General features: G+C 55.6%; 8 protein-coding genes. All 8 read left to right on the top strand.

The window, feature by feature from the left end:
* Positions 1–446 precede the first annotated feature (446 nt).
* The gene (locus tag HMPREF2927_RS05815; protein WP_070686362.1) at positions 447–2,813 is read left to right on the top strand and encodes a fibrinogen-like YCDxxxxGGGW domain-containing protein; all 2,367 of its coding nucleotides are present in this window, start codon (positions 447–449) and stop codon (positions 2,811–2,813) included.
* 519 nt (positions 2,814–3,332) lie between these two features.
* Entirely contained in the window at positions 3,333–5,798 is a 2,466-nt protein-coding gene (locus HMPREF2927_RS05810; protein WP_070686360.1) for a fibrinogen-like YCDxxxxGGGW domain-containing protein, read from the top strand.
* A 346-nt stretch (positions 5,799–6,144) separates the two neighbouring features.
* Positions 6,145–7,011: a hypothetical protein gene (locus HMPREF2927_RS05805; RefSeq protein WP_070686358.1), complete on the top strand. Its 867-nt coding sequence runs from the start codon at positions 6,145–6,147 to the stop codon at positions 7,009–7,011.
* A 219-nt stretch (positions 7,012–7,230) separates the two neighbouring features.
* Complete coding sequence (locus HMPREF2927_RS05800; RefSeq protein ID WP_246827367.1) at positions 7,231–10,692, top strand: fibrinogen-like YCDxxxxGGGW domain-containing protein; 3,462 nt, start codon at positions 7,231–7,233, stop codon at positions 10,690–10,692.
* Between the two features lie 477 nt (positions 10,693–11,169).
* Positions 11,170–11,958, top strand: coding sequence for a CDP-alcohol phosphatidyltransferase family protein (locus HMPREF2927_RS05795; RefSeq protein ID WP_070686354.1), 789 nt, complete (start codon positions 11,170–11,172; stop codon positions 11,956–11,958).
* 11 nt (positions 11,959–11,969) lie between these two features.
* A complete protein-coding gene (locus HMPREF2927_RS05790; RefSeq protein WP_070686352.1) occupies positions 11,970–12,920 on the top strand; it encodes a glycosyltransferase family 2 protein in 951 nt (316 codons plus the stop codon).
* A 17-nt stretch (positions 12,921–12,937) separates the two neighbouring features.
* Positions 12,938–14,293 carry an O-antigen ligase family protein gene (locus tag HMPREF2927_RS05785; protein WP_070686350.1) on the top strand — a complete coding sequence of 452 codons (1,356 nt, stop codon included), beginning with the start codon at positions 12,938–12,940 and terminating at the stop codon, positions 14,291–14,293.
* A complete protein-coding gene (locus HMPREF2927_RS09275) occupies positions 14,290–16,281 on the top strand; it encodes a lipopolysaccharide biosynthesis protein (protein WP_070686348.1) in 1,992 nt (663 codons plus the stop codon). The genes HMPREF2927_RS05785 and HMPREF2927_RS09275 overlap by 4 nt, the downstream gene beginning before the upstream one ends.
* Positions 16,282–16,345 lie beyond the last annotated feature (64 nt).

Below are 16,345 nucleotides of genomic sequence, written 5' to 3'. Positions count from 1 at the left end.
TTTTATTTTGAGGAATTTTATGTGCACTTTTTGGTGATGTGCGCGGCTTTTCTATTGTAGGTCTACTCTGCTTTTTGTGGCATTTTTCTTTCGTGGGCTTCTTTGGCCGCAGATATAGCTTTTTGCACCCGATTGTCGCTTTCATTGGCGATATATGAGTATGGTTTTCTTCTGTGTCATTTCTTGTACCACAACACCGATTCTACAGGATGCAAATCACACTCCCATCCGCATTTTTACACTTTGTGCACCATTATTTTCACAGCTTAATCCTGTAACCTAATCAATAACACTTACGGAAAAACCGCACCGTATCTTCCTTCCGGAATCTGAAATACCTTAAATACCAGCCTCAAGGTTTTCAGTTTTTACGACAGCTTTTCTAGTGCAATAATTCACCGTTTCTTTCGATGTTTCTTCCGGAACGTCGCATCAGAAAGACACAAATGACAACCACATACACGAACAATCCCACTGAAAAGCCCCATGCCCATTCATGGTCTGCTAAGAAGTGGGCTGCTTTCGCACTCGCTTTTGGTACTGCTTTTACTGCGGCACCGCTTACTCCTACTACTCCCGCTTCGGCTGCTACCGGCACCCATGATGGTTCCAGTAGCGATAAGGCGGCTGCTTCCTGCTACGAGGTCAAGCAGGTTAATCCTTCCGCCTCTTCTGGCACTTATTGGCTGTACACTCCGCAGATGAGTGGCCCGGCACAGTTCCACTGCGACCAGGAAACTAATGGCGGCGGCTGGGTCATGATTGGCCGCGGTCGTGAGGGCTGGACCGAATCCTACAATGGCACCGGCGACCCGAATCAGCTGCACCAGAACCCCACCGGACCTTCCGCTTTTACCCCGGTCCAGCTTCCCGCAAACACTGTCGATGCGCTACTGAACGGCATTAAGCCTCAGGATCTTCCCGACGACATGCGTCTGCACCGTGTTCACAATGCGAGGGGCACCCAGTGGCAGAACGTTTACGTTCAGCGTCCTCAGACTGAGCAGTGGACCTGGGCGATGAGCTACGGTCAGCGTTGGGGCACCGTGAAGTTCACCGGTGCCGGCATTAACCGCACCGCTCATATGGGCGGTTCTCCCTCGGAAATGGCTCCGGGTATTACCACTAGCTCGGTTCGTTTCTTCGCGAACCCGAACCAGGGCTACCAGATTGGTTTTGCGTACGGTTCACTGGTGAACTTCGGTAATGATCGTGCCGATTCTTATATTTATAAGAAGCGCGGTTCTGCCGGTTATTCGATTCCGTTCACCCAGGTGTTCCTGCGTCCGAAGCTGACTCAGCGTGACTTGAATTTCTCGCAGATTGGTTCTGGCTCTGCCGCCAGCAGCCGTCGTGCTCTGCCCAATAGCTACACGATGCCCGTTCGTTGGCGTACCAGTGAGCAGACTGGCACCGGCAAGAAGAACGAGATGAACACCTACGTTCAGACTATTACTCAGGTGGGCGATACTGTCTTCACCGGTGGCGACTTCAAGTATGTTGAATCTGCTGGCGGCGAGCGCATTGATCAGTCGTACCTGGCTGGCTACAACGTGGATTCGGGTGAGCCGGTTCGTTCCTTCCGCCCGACTTTCAACGGTCAGATTAAGGCCCTGGAGGCTCTGCCGAATAACCGTCTGGCAGTTGGTGGCGAGTTCACCGAGGTTAATGGCGAGAAGGTTAACCACTTCGTCATTCTGGACGCGACCACCGGTCAGATTGACCGCACCTGGGACCTTCAGATTCAGCGTCGCAATGGCGATGCCGCACAGGTGAAGACCCTGCTGGTTCAGGATGGTTACCTGTATATTGGCGGTAACTTCACCCACGTGAAGGGCAATACTTCTAAGGTGTACGCTTACTCGCGTGGTGCCGCTCGTATTAAGCTTTCGAACGGCGAGGTGGATTGGAACTGGCGCCCGAACTTCAACGGTACGGTCAACGGCATTACTGCTGCCTCCGATAATTCCACTGTTCACGCTGCGGGTTACTTCACTGAGCTGAATAACCAGCGTGCGTTCCGTCTGGCTGCTTTGAATGGTTCTAACGCTTCGAACATTAAGTGGGAGTGGGAGCCGTCGTTGAAGCTGAACATTACTGACCGTATTGTGTACGCGTTCCAGTTCGATGTTCAGGATGCCGGCTCGACTGTGTGGACTGGCGGTGCTGACCACCTGATTGCGAACTACTCGAAGAATGGTTACGGCCGTATTTCTTCGTCTATCTCTAAGTACGGTGGTGACTGGCAGGATCTGCATCTGAGCGGTAATACCATTTACGGTGCGTGCCACTGCGGTGACGTCCTCTTCGAGGGCTCGACCGGCTACCACACGTATTGGAAGGAATCGAAGGCGGTTCACCGTATGCGCCTGGTCGCAGCGTTCGATAAGGATAGCGGCGAGGTCATCGGCGAGTTCAGCCCGGTTCTGAAGGGTGCTAGCGGCTACGGTGTCTGGGAGTCCTTCATGGATTCGCGCGGCAACCTGTGGGTTGGTGGCGACATTAACCGCTCGCTGGGCGCTAATGGTGAGCAGCGCACTGTCGGTTTCGCTCGCTTTGCAGCTCGCGATGTGACCGCCCCGTCGATTCCGTCTAACCTGTCGGTTCAGCGTGATGGTTCGATGGATAAGCTGTCCTGGTCTGGCGTTCGCGAGAATGGTGCTCGCTACCAGGTGCTGCGTAATGACCGTGTGGTTGCTACCGTCTCTGGTACCAGCTACGAGGTTGAGCACACAGATGGTGCTCGCTACTACGTGCGTTCCATTGATGCTTCTGAGAATTTCTCGGCATCTACGGGAGCTGTTCAGGCTTAGGTCATTAGGTAATCTAGGTTTTTTCTACCGCTGCTTCGGGTTCTGCAGGGTTCGGGGCAGGCGGTGGTACACCCGGGGTGCATGCCCCCCCTAGTTTTGGTTTGGCTTGTGTGACCGGTTTGTTATTGTGTTGCTTCTGTAGCAGCTATGATGGGCTGGGATTCTTTTGTATTGGTCAGGTTGCTTCCTCCTTTCCGACACAGGCCGAATCTTTGTCTGTGACACTTTTTCGCTATTGATACTGGTGGGAAGGTTTCACAGATTTTTTGACGTTCTGTTTCCGCTGAGTGTGCCGTTTTGCGCGGTATGATTCAGGGGTTCCCGGAACGTATTCATTCAATTTCCGATAACTACACTCACTGATTCCGGCAGCAGACATGCTGTTAGTACAGTTCATACAGGTACTCTTTGCACTGAGCCTAAGTCACTATGCTGTGACTTTGAGGCGGTTGTGTATGTGGGTCTTGTGCGGGCTGTGTGTTTCTGTCTTGTGCCGGTTGAGGTCTCTAGGAGAGACAAATGAATTTTCTTCCGTTCACGCGTGGAGGGCGTTCGCAGGATTCTGTAGCCTCCGCTGCTGAGAGCTCTCGCGCATCTTCGCGTTCTGGCGCTCGCGCTTTGGGCGCGACTGCTGCTTCGTTCGCGATGGTTTTGGGTTCTTTGGGCCCTATTGCGACCGGCGCTCAGGCTGTTGATGCCCGTTATTACGATGGTTCTTCGAGCGAGCGAGCTGCGGCGAGCTGCTGGGAGGTCAAGCAGAATAACCCGCAGGCGAAGAGTGGTGCGTACTGGCTGTACACCACTGAGATGAGCGCTCCTGAGCAGTTCTATTGCGATCAGGAAACTGAAGGTGGCGGCTGGGTCATGATTGGCCGCGGTCGTGAGAGCTGGACTGAGAACTACTATGGTCGCGGTAAGGCCGAGCAGTTGTATCAGAACCCGACCGGTTTTGATGCTGTGCAGCTTCCTGCGAATAAGGTGGATGCTCTGCTGAATGGTAATCGCCCGCAGGATTTGGCGGATGGCGTGCGTTTCCACCGTTCGTTGAACGTTGAAGGAACTAAGTGGCAGGATCTCACTGCTAAGCGTGTGGCGAGCCCCCAGTGGTCCTGGTCTTTGCGTGCGAGGATGTACTGGTCGGATGTTACGATCAAGAACCCGTTCCCGTACACTCAATACAACTATTCTTCCCACGAGTCGCAGATGGGTCGTATCTTCTCCCATGATTCGTATGACTTCCGCGGCTTGTACTTTGTGGAGCAAGCCTCTCAGGGTTATAAGCAGGGCTTCTCGTACGGCGTGCATGCCCGTATTACTAGCTGGTTTACTGCGCACAAGATGAACAACCAGTCCTCGTACATTTACCGTCCGGCGAATGACTCGAATCCTCCTCTGGTGTTCACTCAGATGTTCTTGCGTCCGAAGGTGACTCAGAGCGATTTGGTAGCTAAGGGTCTGCGCGCCTACGGCCAGCAGGGTGCTGCGGCAAGTGACCGCCGTGCGTTGCCCAATAGCTACTCTGAGAAGTGGAAGTGGCGCACCAGTGCTGATACCGGTACCGGTAAGAACGGCGAGATGAACACCCAGGTTGAGGCTATCACAGAGGCTGGTGGCGCTGTCTTTACCGGTGGCGATTTCGCGTACGTTGAGTCGGCAAGCGGCGAGAAGGTCGAGCAGGCTTTCTTGGCGGGTTACGAGGTGGGTACCGGCGAACTGCGCCGTTCCTTCCGCCCGAAGATTAACGGTCAGGTGAAGTCTGTTGATGCTCTGCCGAACGGTCTGCTTGCTGTGGGCGGCTCCTTCAACCAGGTGAACGGTGAGTACTACAACGGTTTCGTGATTTTGGATCCGCAGACCGGTCAGGTAGCTAAGGACTGGGATATCCGCCCGGTGAGCCGTATTGCTTCTGTTCCGGTGCAGATTAAGACTCTGCATGTGCGTGATGGCTACCTGTACATTGGTGGCTCCTTCACTCACTTGAAGGGTCAGACCTCCCCCACTTATGCGTACGCTAGGAACCTGGCTCGTATTAAGTTGAGCAATGGTGAGGTGGACTGGAATTGGCGTCCGGTCTTTAACGGTACGGTCAATGGCGTGAGCGCTTCTGAGGGTAACACCGACGTTTATGTTGCAGGCTACTTCACTCAGCTCAATGGTGCTGAGGCTTTCCGTATTGCACACATGAAGTCGGGCTCTCAGAAGGGCGGCAATTGGAAGCACCAGCCTTCGCATATTCCTGAGAGCGCCCGCCTGAATGATCTGAAGAATGAGCGTCTGATGTGGGGCTTCCAGTTCGACGTTCAGGATGCAGGTTCTTCGGTGTGGCTTGGCGGTACTGAGCATATGATTAGCCGTTACGATAAGGCGACCATGCACCGCACCTACAGCGCGATTACTCGTGAGGGTGGCGATTTCCAGGATCTGCACCTGAACGGCAACACTATTTACGGTGCCTGCCACTGTGGTGATTACATCTACCAGAACTCCACTACCTGGGAGAAGGCTTGGGAGAGCGCAAAGGATGCCCAGACTATCCGTCTGGTAGCTGCGTTCGATAAGGACACCGGCCAGGTTCTGCCGGAGTTCGCACCGATTATGAACGGTGCGCATGGCTACGGCGTGTGGGAGTCTTTCGTGGATTCGACCGGCACTCTGTGGGTTGGTGGCGATATCCGTAAGTCGCTGGGTGCTAATGGTGTGCAGCAGACTATTGGTTTCGCTCGTTATACTCCTCGTGATGTGGCCCCTCCGGTTACTCCTAGCAACCTGAAGGTTACGACGAACGGTTCGAAGGATCAGCTGACCTGGTCTGATATTTCCGAGCGTAGGGTGAAGTACCAGGTTCTGCGCGATGATCGTCCTATTGCGACGGTTACGGGTACGAGCTATTCGGTGGATCACCGCGATGGCGCCCGCTATTATGTGCGTGCGGTAGATACTGCGGATAACTATTCGGCAAGTACCGAGGCTGTTCAGGCGGCATAACCCCTCATCAGGGCGATATCCACTTTTACGACAAAGATTTTTAGTGATGTTCGCCCTATTATCCCGGGTTGGTTTTATAACCAACCCGGGATTTTTCTGCACAAAGTGAATCTATTTCACTCATTTACATGAAGGTTCTTTCATTCGACGATATACATTTACCTTCAAGTTGGGCGCCAATAGAGCATTTTTTAGGTTCTATTCTCATAAGTTATAAAAACGTTATTTTTACGAGTCTAAGTATTCTCCCAGCTTTACATGTTAGCCTATAGGTGCCCTGCCACCGTGCAAGGTATTATCTTCCGGAATATAGTCATTCTCACTCCAACCACTAAAGAGGCTTCCTATGTCAGCATTTTTCAAGCAGTCATCCCAATCCCGCCTTTTGGGTACCCTGGGCACCGTTGCTGTATCTGCTCTAATTCTGAGCGGTTGCGCCACCGAGAACCCGAGCTCCGATAGTTCTTCTTCAGCTTCTGTATCTGCGAGCGCTTCTGCTCACGCTTCTTCTGCACAGTCTTCTAGCGCTTCTCCCCGTGTTTCCGATCAGGGCACTGCTGAGGCATCCCCTGAGGCTTCCTCCAACGCCTCCACCGAAGCTTCGGCTGAAGCAAAGAATGAGGCGACTTCCTCTGATGGTCAGAAGCTTGAAGAGGTTTACACCGGTTCTGAAGAGATGAAGAATGCTTCTTCTGTGGCCGTTGACAGCGAAGAGGTTAAGAAGACTACCGAGCTAGTCAATTCCTATGAAAATATTCTGACTAAGGTCAAGGCCGCTCCTTCTGCTGCTCCTTCCCCTGAGAACGCTGCTGAACCGACCAGCGATGAGGAAGCTGAGCGACAGAACGTTGAGCAGGCTCGCGCTGTTCTTGACGATGAGACGATTCGTTCTATCGAGGCAGTAGCCGTAGATTCCGCTGCGGCTGAGTTTGCTGTGCAGGCTTCCGAGTACGCTCTGGCTGGCTGGCACTATGAAGGTTCTTCCACTGTGGTGGACACTCCCCGTATGACTGAAACCCAGTACAAGGGTCAGCCCGCACGCATGCTGGAAGTATGCATGGACTCTTCTGCGGTGAAGATCTATGACGAGAATAATCAGCCTGTTAAGGATGACAATTCTCCGAAGCGTTCGCTCAATATTTATACCCTTGTTCAGGTTGATGGTCAGTGGAAGATTGCAACCCACGATTTCCCGAACAACGCCGACTGCTAGGGTTTAATAAAAAATGCCGGTTTCCAACTAAGATTCGTTGGAAACCGTGCATTGTCGTTCATAGCGTATTAATGTTGATGCGCACTTGATAACATTTCTTGGCATTCATTTGGAGATATTATGAAAGCCCACCTTGGCATGACGGGCTCCGGCTTTTCACGTTCTGCTATAACTCGCTCAACTCTTTGCTTGAGCATTGCTACGGCTTTGGCTTTGCCTTTGGCTATCCCCGCTATTACGCCGAGTACCGCTGTCGAACAGGCTGCGGAAAAAAGGGACTCTGCTTTCTACAACGGCACGACCTCTGAGCGTGCTGCCGCCAGCTGTTGGGAAGCCAAGCAGGCTGACCCCGAGGCAAAGAGCGGCGCCTATTGGCTGTACACTCCTTCGATGAGCCAGCCGACTCAGTTCTACTGCGATCAGGAAACTGATGGTGGCGGCTGGGTCAAGATTGGTGAGGGCCGCGACGGCTGGACTGAAAACTATGAAGGTCAGGGTGACACTTCACAGCTCTACAGCGATGCCGCACCCGCATCTTCCGGTATGACTCTTGAACAGGGCAAGGCGCTGAGCTCCTTGCCCGCTGCGAAGACCCCGATTCAGCTTTCGGGCACCACTATTTCTCAGCTGCTTAACGGTACTCGCCCCGATCAGCTGCCTGACGGCTACCGTTTCCGCCGTGCCTTGAACACTTCGGGCACCAAGTGGCAGGAAGCTACGGTTGACCGCCGGCAGACCTCCGAGTGGACCTGGGCTCTGCGTTCGAACGCTGTCTGGTCTAACGCGGTCGTCACGAACCCTAGCGAGTTCTCTTCCTACGACGAGAATGGCCGCAGGGACTGGCTTAACGGCGAGTGGCAGGACCATATGCTGGGCGGCCAGAACTACGGCTTCAGGACGATGCTCTTTGAGGAAATGGTCTCGCAGGATTACCGTATGGGCTTCCGTTACGGTGCGAACGCTCCCATTTCCCAGGATGGTTCTGAGCCGGCGATCACCGATGCGCAGAACTCCTACATTTACGGTAAGGAAAGCAACGGTGAAACCTCTTTCGGTTACACCCAGATGTTCCTGCGCCCGAAGCTGACCCAGAACGATTTGCATCTGGGTGCTATCCCGGATTCCGGTACTCAGGCGAGCGCTCGTCGTGCCCTGCCCAGTAGCCGTTCGGCGGATTGGCGCTGGCGCACCAGTGCTAAGACCGCCTCCGGTAAAACCGGCGAGATGAACACCTATGTTGAGGCCATCACCGAGGTCGATCACGGCAACGGCACCTCCAGCGTGTTTATTGGCGGCGACTTCGAGTACCTTGAGTCCTCTACCGGTGAGCATGTTGCGCAATCTAATATTGCTGCTTTTGACCCGGAAACCGGCGAGTTGCGCCGCGACTTCAAGCTGACTGTTAATGGTCAGGTGAAGGCTGTTGAGGCTCTGCCGAATAACCGTCTGGCGGTTGGCGGCACCTTTACCCTGGTTAACGGTAAGAAGCATGAGAGCTTCGTCGTTGTTGACGCTACGACCGGTGAAGTTGCCCCTGAATGGGCCCAGGTTAAAGTCGAAGATCGCATTCGTACCGAGGTCATGACGGTGAAGACCATTCACCGTCAGGGTGACTACGTGTATATTGGCGGCACCTTTACCCACATTTATGAAAGTGAAAAGGCGGGTGAGGCGTATTCGCGCAATATTGCCCGTTTTAAGTTGGGCGAGCCTTCTAACGGTGTGCCCGGTATTGTGAGTATAGACCGTAACTGGCGCCAGGTGTTCAACGGTACTGTCAACGGTATTAGCGCCTCCGCTGATAACTCTCATGTTTACGTAGCCGGTTACTTCACCTGGCTCAACGGCGGCCTTGCCTACCGCGTGGCTGATATTACTCAGCATATGCAGAAGGGCAGCCCGTGGGCGTACCAGCATTCTGAGATTCCTGCTGGCGCTAATGTCTCTGACCTGCGTAATGAAACCAAAATTTGGGGTTTCCAGTTCGACGTCCAGGATGCCGGTACCGGCGTCTGGGTGGGCGGTACTGAGCACCTCATCTCTCGTTACGATAAGGCGTCCTTGACCCCCACCTACACCGCGATTACCCGCGATGGTGGAGACTTCCAGGATCTGCATCTGCACGGTAACACCATTTACGGCGCCTGCCACTGCGGCGACTTCCTCTACCAGGATTCGCGTAACAAGCGGACCCCCGTGGGCGGTTCGAGCGTGATTCACTCGGTCAAGCTGGTTGCTGCTTTCGATAAGGACAGCGGTAAGATGCTGCCGGAGTTCTCCCCTGCTATTAAGGGTGACCACGGATTCGGTATCTGGGAGTCTTTCGTGGATTCGAAGGGCACCCTGTGGGTTGGCGGCGATATTCACCGTTCGCTGGGTGTTCACGGTACTCAGGATACCGTCGGTTTTGCGCGCTTTGAGGCTCGCGACGTGACTCCTCCGCCTACCCCGCAGAACCTGAAGGTTGAGCTGAAGGACGATAAGGACGTTCTGACTTGGGATGCCGTGCAGGATACCGGTAGTGTCCGCTACCAGATTCTGCGTGATGACCGAGTTATCGCTAGCACTTCGGGTACGAAGTTCGAGATTGACCACACCGATAACGCACGTTACTTTGTGCGTGCAGTGGACAGCTCGGATAACTACTCTGCATCCACTCCGGTTCAGGTAGCTCCGGTTCGCCCGACTCCTACCCCCACGGAGACCGCAACCGAGACTCCTACCGCTGACCCGACGGCAAGTGTGGATCCGACTGCAGCTGCTGACCCGACCGCGAGCGCTGACCCCAGTACTTCGGCAAGCGCTACCCCGAGTGCAGAAGCGACTACTGAGGCACCGAAGGTCCAGGATCCGGACCCGAAGGTTGAGGAGCCTAAGCCCGCCGATCCCAAGCCTGAGAATCCGAAGGAAGAAACTCCTAAGGACGATCAGAAGGACGAGGCCGCTAAGGACCAGATTGTTCTGCCCTACACGTCCGAGTGGAAGTACATGGTCTCCAGCAAGGCTCCTAACCGTAAGTACGGTTGGAAGTACAACTTCCACTTCAGCTTGGAAGATATCGCGCAGGAAGCATGGCAGACCGGCAAGACCCCGATTGGTGTCGGCTCCGGTAACCTTAACACCTCCGTTAAGGTTCCGCTTCTGCGTACCCGCCCCAATATCTACGCCTACACCACTATCCAGCTCACTCGTGAGCAGGCAAGCCGCGACCTGGTGCTGACCACCTACGCGGATGACGCTATTGCGGTGGGTGTCAACGGTAAAGAGGTTGGTCGTTCCAACTTCGACACCCGTGGAAAGCTGTGGAATAGCGCGATTGCATCGAGCTCGATTGATACCGCTACGGCTCAGAAGACTCCGGTGACCTTCACCGTTCCGGCTTCTCAGCTGAAGGCTGGTGAGAACCTCATCGCTGTTGAGGTTCACCCGGGCATTAGCCGACGTAACGTTCGCCCGAATGTGAGCTTCGATTTGCAGGCTACCTCCAAGGCACCGGTTGCTGAGCAGCCCGCTGAGAAGGAAGCTGACAAGGAGGCGGAAGCTCCCGCCGCAAACGAGGCTGAGCAGCCCGTGGTTGATAACGCGAACAATGCGAATAACGCTGCCGCTGAGCAGGGTGAGCGACGCGCTCTCAATAACGGAGTTGGAACTCGTGTTCCGATTCAGTTCCGAAGGGACTAATACCTTCTAGACAATCTCGCTAAATGGGGTTTGATTTTCTGAAATTTCAGGAAATCAAACCCCATTTGCGTATGCTCCCCACTTTTCCGTGTTTTTTGCATCATTTATTCCCATAATTTGTGTTTCTGTTATGTGCATCTCTGCACAATGTTCAGAAATGTTTTCTAAATCCACAATTCACGGGAACAAAGTGCCGATAACCCCCGTCTAACAGCACGCTAAACCTGCCCGAAGGATCCCGCAAATCTGCACCAAAGAGCATTGTCAGGGGCTTTTTACGACACAATTGTTGACCCTGACCACACGTCCCCTGTTGCACTTTATCTCGTTGTAAAATATCTATATAGTGGAGTATGTGAAAAAAGGGACCAACCACCTCTTTTTTCACGCGCGGGACTTCCGGACTTTCTCGCGACCACCCCGAAAGGGAGTAATTCACTCTCCTTCACTCCTCTCACCGATTAAAAAGGAATGTGCATGTCCACTTCTGAGGCACCTCACACCCCAAACTCCGCGCCCGCATCGGGATTTTCTACGAAGTTTTCTCACACTCTGCGCTCTCTTGAAGCAGCGCAGAAGCCCGGCATTGGCGTTCCCGCCTACACCCGCTGGGTCAACCGCCGAGTAGCACGTTACTTCGCTGCGGCCGCTGTCGCTCTGGGCATCACCCCCAACGGCGTCACCGCTATTTCCGCTGCATGTTCCGCGGCAGGCCTCATCGTTCTGATTACCTGCCCGCCCAGCATTGGTGTAGGTATCTGCGTTGCACTACTCTTCGCCCTCGGTTATGGTCTGGACTCTGCTGACGGCCAGGTTGCTCGCGTGACCGGCGCGTCCTCCCCCGCCGGTGAGTGGCTCGACCACGTGGTCGACTCCATCCGTGTGCCCTCCGTGCACATGGCAACTCTGCTCTCTTTCCTGTTGTACCCGGCACACTATTCCTTCACCGGATCTAGCGCTTTCAACGGCTGGATCATTGCCATGCCCATGATTTTCACCGCGCTGACCGCCGGTCACTTCATGAGCCAGATTCTGGCTGAACAGCTGCGCAACAACCGCAAAACCGCGGCACCGCCCACCGGTGGCCCCCTGCGCTCCTTCATCAACCTGCACATGGACGCTGGCACCCTCTGCTGGATTTACATTTTCGTTGGCTTCGGCCCCGTATTCGTTATCGTCTACGCGCTGCTTCTGCTAGCTAATGCCGCAACCGTCCTGTTGTCCATGCGTCGCAAGTACGTTAGCCTCGCGACCCCCGCTGAGTAAGGAGAATCCCAATGATGCACTTCACCTCTCGCAACCCTGCTGTTTCCGCCGTTATCGCGACCAACGGCAAGCGCCCCGAGCTGTTGCGTGTGGCTGTCCGCTCCATCCTTGAGCAGAGCTACCGCGGTTTCGTTGAAGTTGTTGTCGTCTTTGACCGTGTTGAGCCCGACCGCCTTGCGGACATTGAGGTCGGCGAAAACCGTGCCCTGAAGATTGTCTCCAATACCCGTTCCGGCGGGCTGGCTGGCGGCCGCAATAGCGGCATCATCGCCTCCAGCGGTGAGATGATTGGCTTCTGTGATGACGACGACTACTGGATGCCTTCCAAGCTCACCCAGCAGGTCGCTCTCTGGCGCGAAAACCCCGAAGCAGCCGCTATCTCTTCGGGTATTACCGTCCGTTCCGGCGGTCAGGACATCGTACGCCTGGCACCCGAGCGCGCAACCTTCGCGGACTTCCTGCGTTCGCGCATTACCGAAATTCACCCCTCCGCCATGCTGTACTCTCGCGAGGATCTGCTCGGCGTTGACGGTAAGCCCGCCCGCATCGGCCTGGTCGATGAGGAACTGCCCGCCGCCTACGGTGAAGACTACGACCTGTTGCTGCGTGCAACCCGCCACGGCGAGGTACTGAGCGTGCCCGAACCGCTGATTCTGGTGCTCTGGGACCGCCCCTCCTTCTTCTCCGGCAAGTGGCAGTCCATGGTTGACGGTCTGAGCTACATTCTGCGTAAGTTCCCTGAATTCGAGCAGGATCCCAAGGGTCTGGCACGTATCGCCGGTCAGATTGCCTACGCTCAGGCATCCCTGGGCAACAACAAGGAGGCGCGTGTCTACGCTCGCGCGGCTCTGCGCCGCGACCCCATGCAGCTTCGTGCTTGGGCGGCGTATGTTGTGTCCACCGGTCTTATTAAGCCTGCTACTCTTCTTGATCTCGTCCAGAAGACCGGTCGAGGTCTCTAACCAGGTATCGCACAGACATGGTTTCCTCTTCCGTTCTTTCTCAACCGGGTGCTTCGCCGGCGGCGCTGAAGGATTCCGCAGGGTCGGCTAGTACGCCACCCAGCGGTATTCTGCGTGCCCGCGCGCGTAACCGCCCGGTATCTACGGCGCAGAAGAAGCTCCCCGCCTGGCCTCTGCTGGCGTTGCTGTACGGCTTCCCGGCGCTGTGGGCTCTGGGTTTGCTTCAGATTGCGCCGCTGGTTCTGGCAGCAATCATGCTCTTTTACCTCATTATTCGAGGTAATGTGCGTGTGCCCGGCTCCCTATGGGTGTGGGGCGCATTCTGCGTGTGGGTTGTTGTTGCGGCCCTTGCGCTGACCCGTTCCACCGACATTATTGGTTGGGGTCTGCGCTTTGTAAATATTCTCAGTGCCGGCATTTACGCCCTGTACTACTACAACGCGCGATCCTCTATTAGCATCAATAGGCTGCTGGGTGGTCTGGCGACTCTGTGGGTGACCCTGATTGTTCTGGGTTACGGTGGTGTTCTCTTCCCCGAGTTCCGTCTGCGTACTCCGATGAGCTTCATCATGCCTGCTGGTTTTATGCAGAACCCGCTGGTGCGCGACTATATGCTTCCTCCCCTGGCTGAGGTTCAGCGTCCTTGGGGTGCGCCCGAGGCGTATATTCGCCCCTCCGCGCCCTTCCCTTACGCGAATAGTTGGGGTCTGGCGTACACCCTGCTCACCCCGGTGATGCTGGCGTGTTTGCTTCGCTTGCGTTCCATCTGGCTACGTATTGCGTTGCTGATCGGTATGGCGCTTTCTACCGTGCCGGCGATTGCGACCAGTAACCGCGGTATGTTCATTGGTCTGGGTATCAGCGCAGCATACGTACTACTGCGTCAGTTCCTGGCGGCTAATTGGCGTGCGGTGGGTATGGGCGTTGCGGCAATCGCAGCTGTGGTTATGACGCTCTTTGCGTCGGGCACCGTGGACAATATTCTGGGTCGTCAGGACTACTCGGACTCCACCGGTGGCCGTGCGGCGCTATACAGCGCCACCTGGAAGGCGACCTTGGAGTCCCCGATTATTGGTTACGGCACTCCGCGTATGGAACCGAGCATTGGTGTGTCGATGGGTACCCAGGGGTATCTATGGACTCTGATGTTCTGCTTCGGCTTCGTGGGTCTGGCGCTGTTCGCGCTCTTCATGGTGTGCACTGTGGCAAGCGGCGCGCGAGTGAAGACCACCTCCGGGTACTGGCTGCATAGCGTGCCGGTAGCGTGCTGTGTTGTCTTCATCTTCTACAGCTTCGATATTGCCCAGCTGACCATTCTGATGCTCGCATCGATGGCGTGTATCCGTTCCATCCGGGATGGTGAGCAGCTATGACGAAGAACCAGTCCCCTCGTGGTTTAGAGACCACTGCGGTTTCAGCTTTCGATGACGCCTATTCGACGGGCGGTCACCCTAGCCGCCGTGCACGTCTGCGTGAGAGCGGCGAGTACGTGGAACCGGTAGTGGAGCAGGCTGACTCGCTGGCAGAGTCTTCTGCCGATGAGTTTGCTCCGACGGTGGACGATATCCGTTCCGGTCGTTTTCCTGCGACCACGGCGCTGTCGATTGTGCCTCCGGCTCGAGGCTTTGCTTCTGAGGAATCGTTGCCCGATTCTGTGGAGGCAGGTTCTTTGGGGTCAGGTACTTCGGCAGCAGGTTCTTCAGCGGCGAACGCTACCGCTGTAGCGGGTGCTCATCTGGCTGGTTCCCGGCGGGTTGCCCCGGCTACTGCTGAGTCTGCCAACAAGGTTCAGTGCGAGAAGACGGATTCGTCCGTCGCAGTGGCTGAAACCGATAGCGCGTCCGCGAAGAGCGCACCGGTTAAGAAAACTCCTGGGAAGGGTAAGCAGCCCAGCCTCGCGAAGAGCGGCTCTCTTGCTTCTCTATGCGTGATGTACGGTGCGGGTATCGCGTTCGTGACCACGATGGTGGTGTCGAACGGTATCGGCGCTGAGGGCTCGGGCGAGTTTTTCCGTCTGATGGCGTTGTTCGCGATTTCGATTTCGCTGGTGACCTTCGGTGCGGATACTGGCTTGGTTCGTACGATGAGCGCTCAGCGTGCGCTGGGTCGTTACGGTGTGCTTCCGCAGCTGATCCGTTACGGTCTGATTCCTTCGTTGGTGACTTCGGTACTTCTGGTGGCGGGTGTGTACATCTACACCGAGCTTGTGCCGATGGCTCCCGAGTATCAGGCGGCAATGCGTGTCAGCTCGGCTTTCATTCTGGTGGCGGCGCTGATGACGGTGTTCTTCGGCGCGCTACGCGGTCTGCATCGTGTGGTGACCTTTACGCTCCTGCAGAATGTTCTGCTTCCTACTCTGCGTTTTGCGGCGGTGGGTTTGGTGGTTCTGTTCTCGGGTCAGCTCATGGATCTGGTGTACGCCTGGACTGTTCCGGTGGCAATTACTGCGGTGGTTGCCCTGTGGCGTTTGGAGCGGGCGTTCCCTTCCGAGGAGCATGTGGAGGTTCTTCCTTCTGAGGATTCTCCGACCGAGACGTTCCGTTCGTTCTGGGGTTTCAGCTCTGCACGCGGTGTCGCTACCGTTGTGGAGACCATCCTGGAATGGATTGACGTGCTGGTGGTGGCGGCGTTCTTGGGTGCCGCTGCCGGTGGTGTCTATGGTGCTGTGAACCGTTGTGTTCGTGTGGGTGCCATGATTGAGCACACCGGCCGCGTGGTGACCGGCCCGTCTATCAGCGCAGCGTTGGCTACTCGTCAGCTGGATCGTGCTCGAGAGATTTTCCTTTCGACCACTCGCGTGTTGACTGCGTTGTCTTGGCCGTTCTACCTCTCCCTGGCGTTCTTTGGTCCGGTTCTTCTGGGCTTCTTCGGTAAGGGCTTTGAGGCTGGCGCCGGTATTCTCTGGGTGATTTGCCCGGCGGCGATGCTGTCGATGAGTGCCGGTGGTGTGCAGTCTGTTCTGCTGATGAGCGGTAAGAGTCGCTGGCAGCTGTTAAACAAGCTCTCCTCGCTGGTGGTGGCTGTGACCTTGAACTTCACCTTGGTTCCGGTCTGGGGCCTGTACGGTGCGGTGACGGCTTGGGCTTCTGCTCTGCTGATTGACACCTTCCTGGCGAGCTACCAGGTGTTCCGTCTTGTTGGTATTCGTGCTTCGCTCCGTGAGATGGCTCCTTCGCTCTTCTTGGGTGCGGCTGTTCCGACAGCGTGTGCTCTGGTGTCTTTGACCTTCTTGGGTCAGAGCGTTCTGGGCCTCATCGTGTACGTGGTGCTGCTCGTTCCGGTGTACGGTGCGGTGCTGTACCGCTTCCGTAAGGCTCTCGGTATTGAGCGTTTCCTCTCCGCCCGCCGCGCGAAGTCTTAAGCCTTCCGCTTCTTCACGTTTTTCTCCGATATTTAGTGTCCGTTTCTCTTCCTCTAGGATGTCC

Source organism: Rothia sp. HMSC061E04, assembly GCF_001813685.1.
GTDB classification, from domain to species: domain Bacteria; phylum Actinomycetota; class Actinomycetes; order Actinomycetales; family Micrococcaceae; genus Rothia; species Rothia mucilaginosa.
The sequence above is the reverse complement of the archived record's forward strand: the minus strand, read 5'-3'. Positions and strand labels throughout refer to the sequence as shown.

Excerpts from the sequence above, each read along its gene's own strand:
- HMPREF2927_RS05815 (WP_070686362.1), top strand. The coding sequence starts at position 447 with ATGACAACCACATACACGAACAATCCCACTGAAAAGCCCCATGCCCAT.
- HMPREF2927_RS05790 (WP_070686352.1), top strand. The coding sequence starts at position 11,970 with ATGATGCACTTCACCTCTCGCAACCCTGCTGTTTCCGCCGTTATCGCG.
- HMPREF2927_RS05785 (WP_070686350.1), top strand. The coding sequence starts at position 12,938 with ATGGTTTCCTCTTCCGTTCTTTCTCAACCGGGTGCTTCGCCGGCGGCG.
- HMPREF2927_RS05795 (WP_070686354.1), top strand. The coding sequence starts at position 11,170 with ATGTCCACTTCTGAGGCACCTCACACCCCAAACTCCGCGCCCGCATCG.
- HMPREF2927_RS05810 (WP_070686360.1), top strand. The coding sequence starts at position 3,333 with ATGAATTTTCTTCCGTTCACGCGTGGAGGGCGTTCGCAGGATTCTGTA.
- HMPREF2927_RS05805 (WP_070686358.1), top strand. The coding sequence starts at position 6,145 with ATGTCAGCATTTTTCAAGCAGTCATCCCAATCCCGCCTTTTGGGTACC.
- HMPREF2927_RS09275 (WP_070686348.1), top strand. The coding sequence starts at position 14,290 with ATGACGAAGAACCAGTCCCCTCGTGGTTTAGAGACCACTGCGGTTTCA.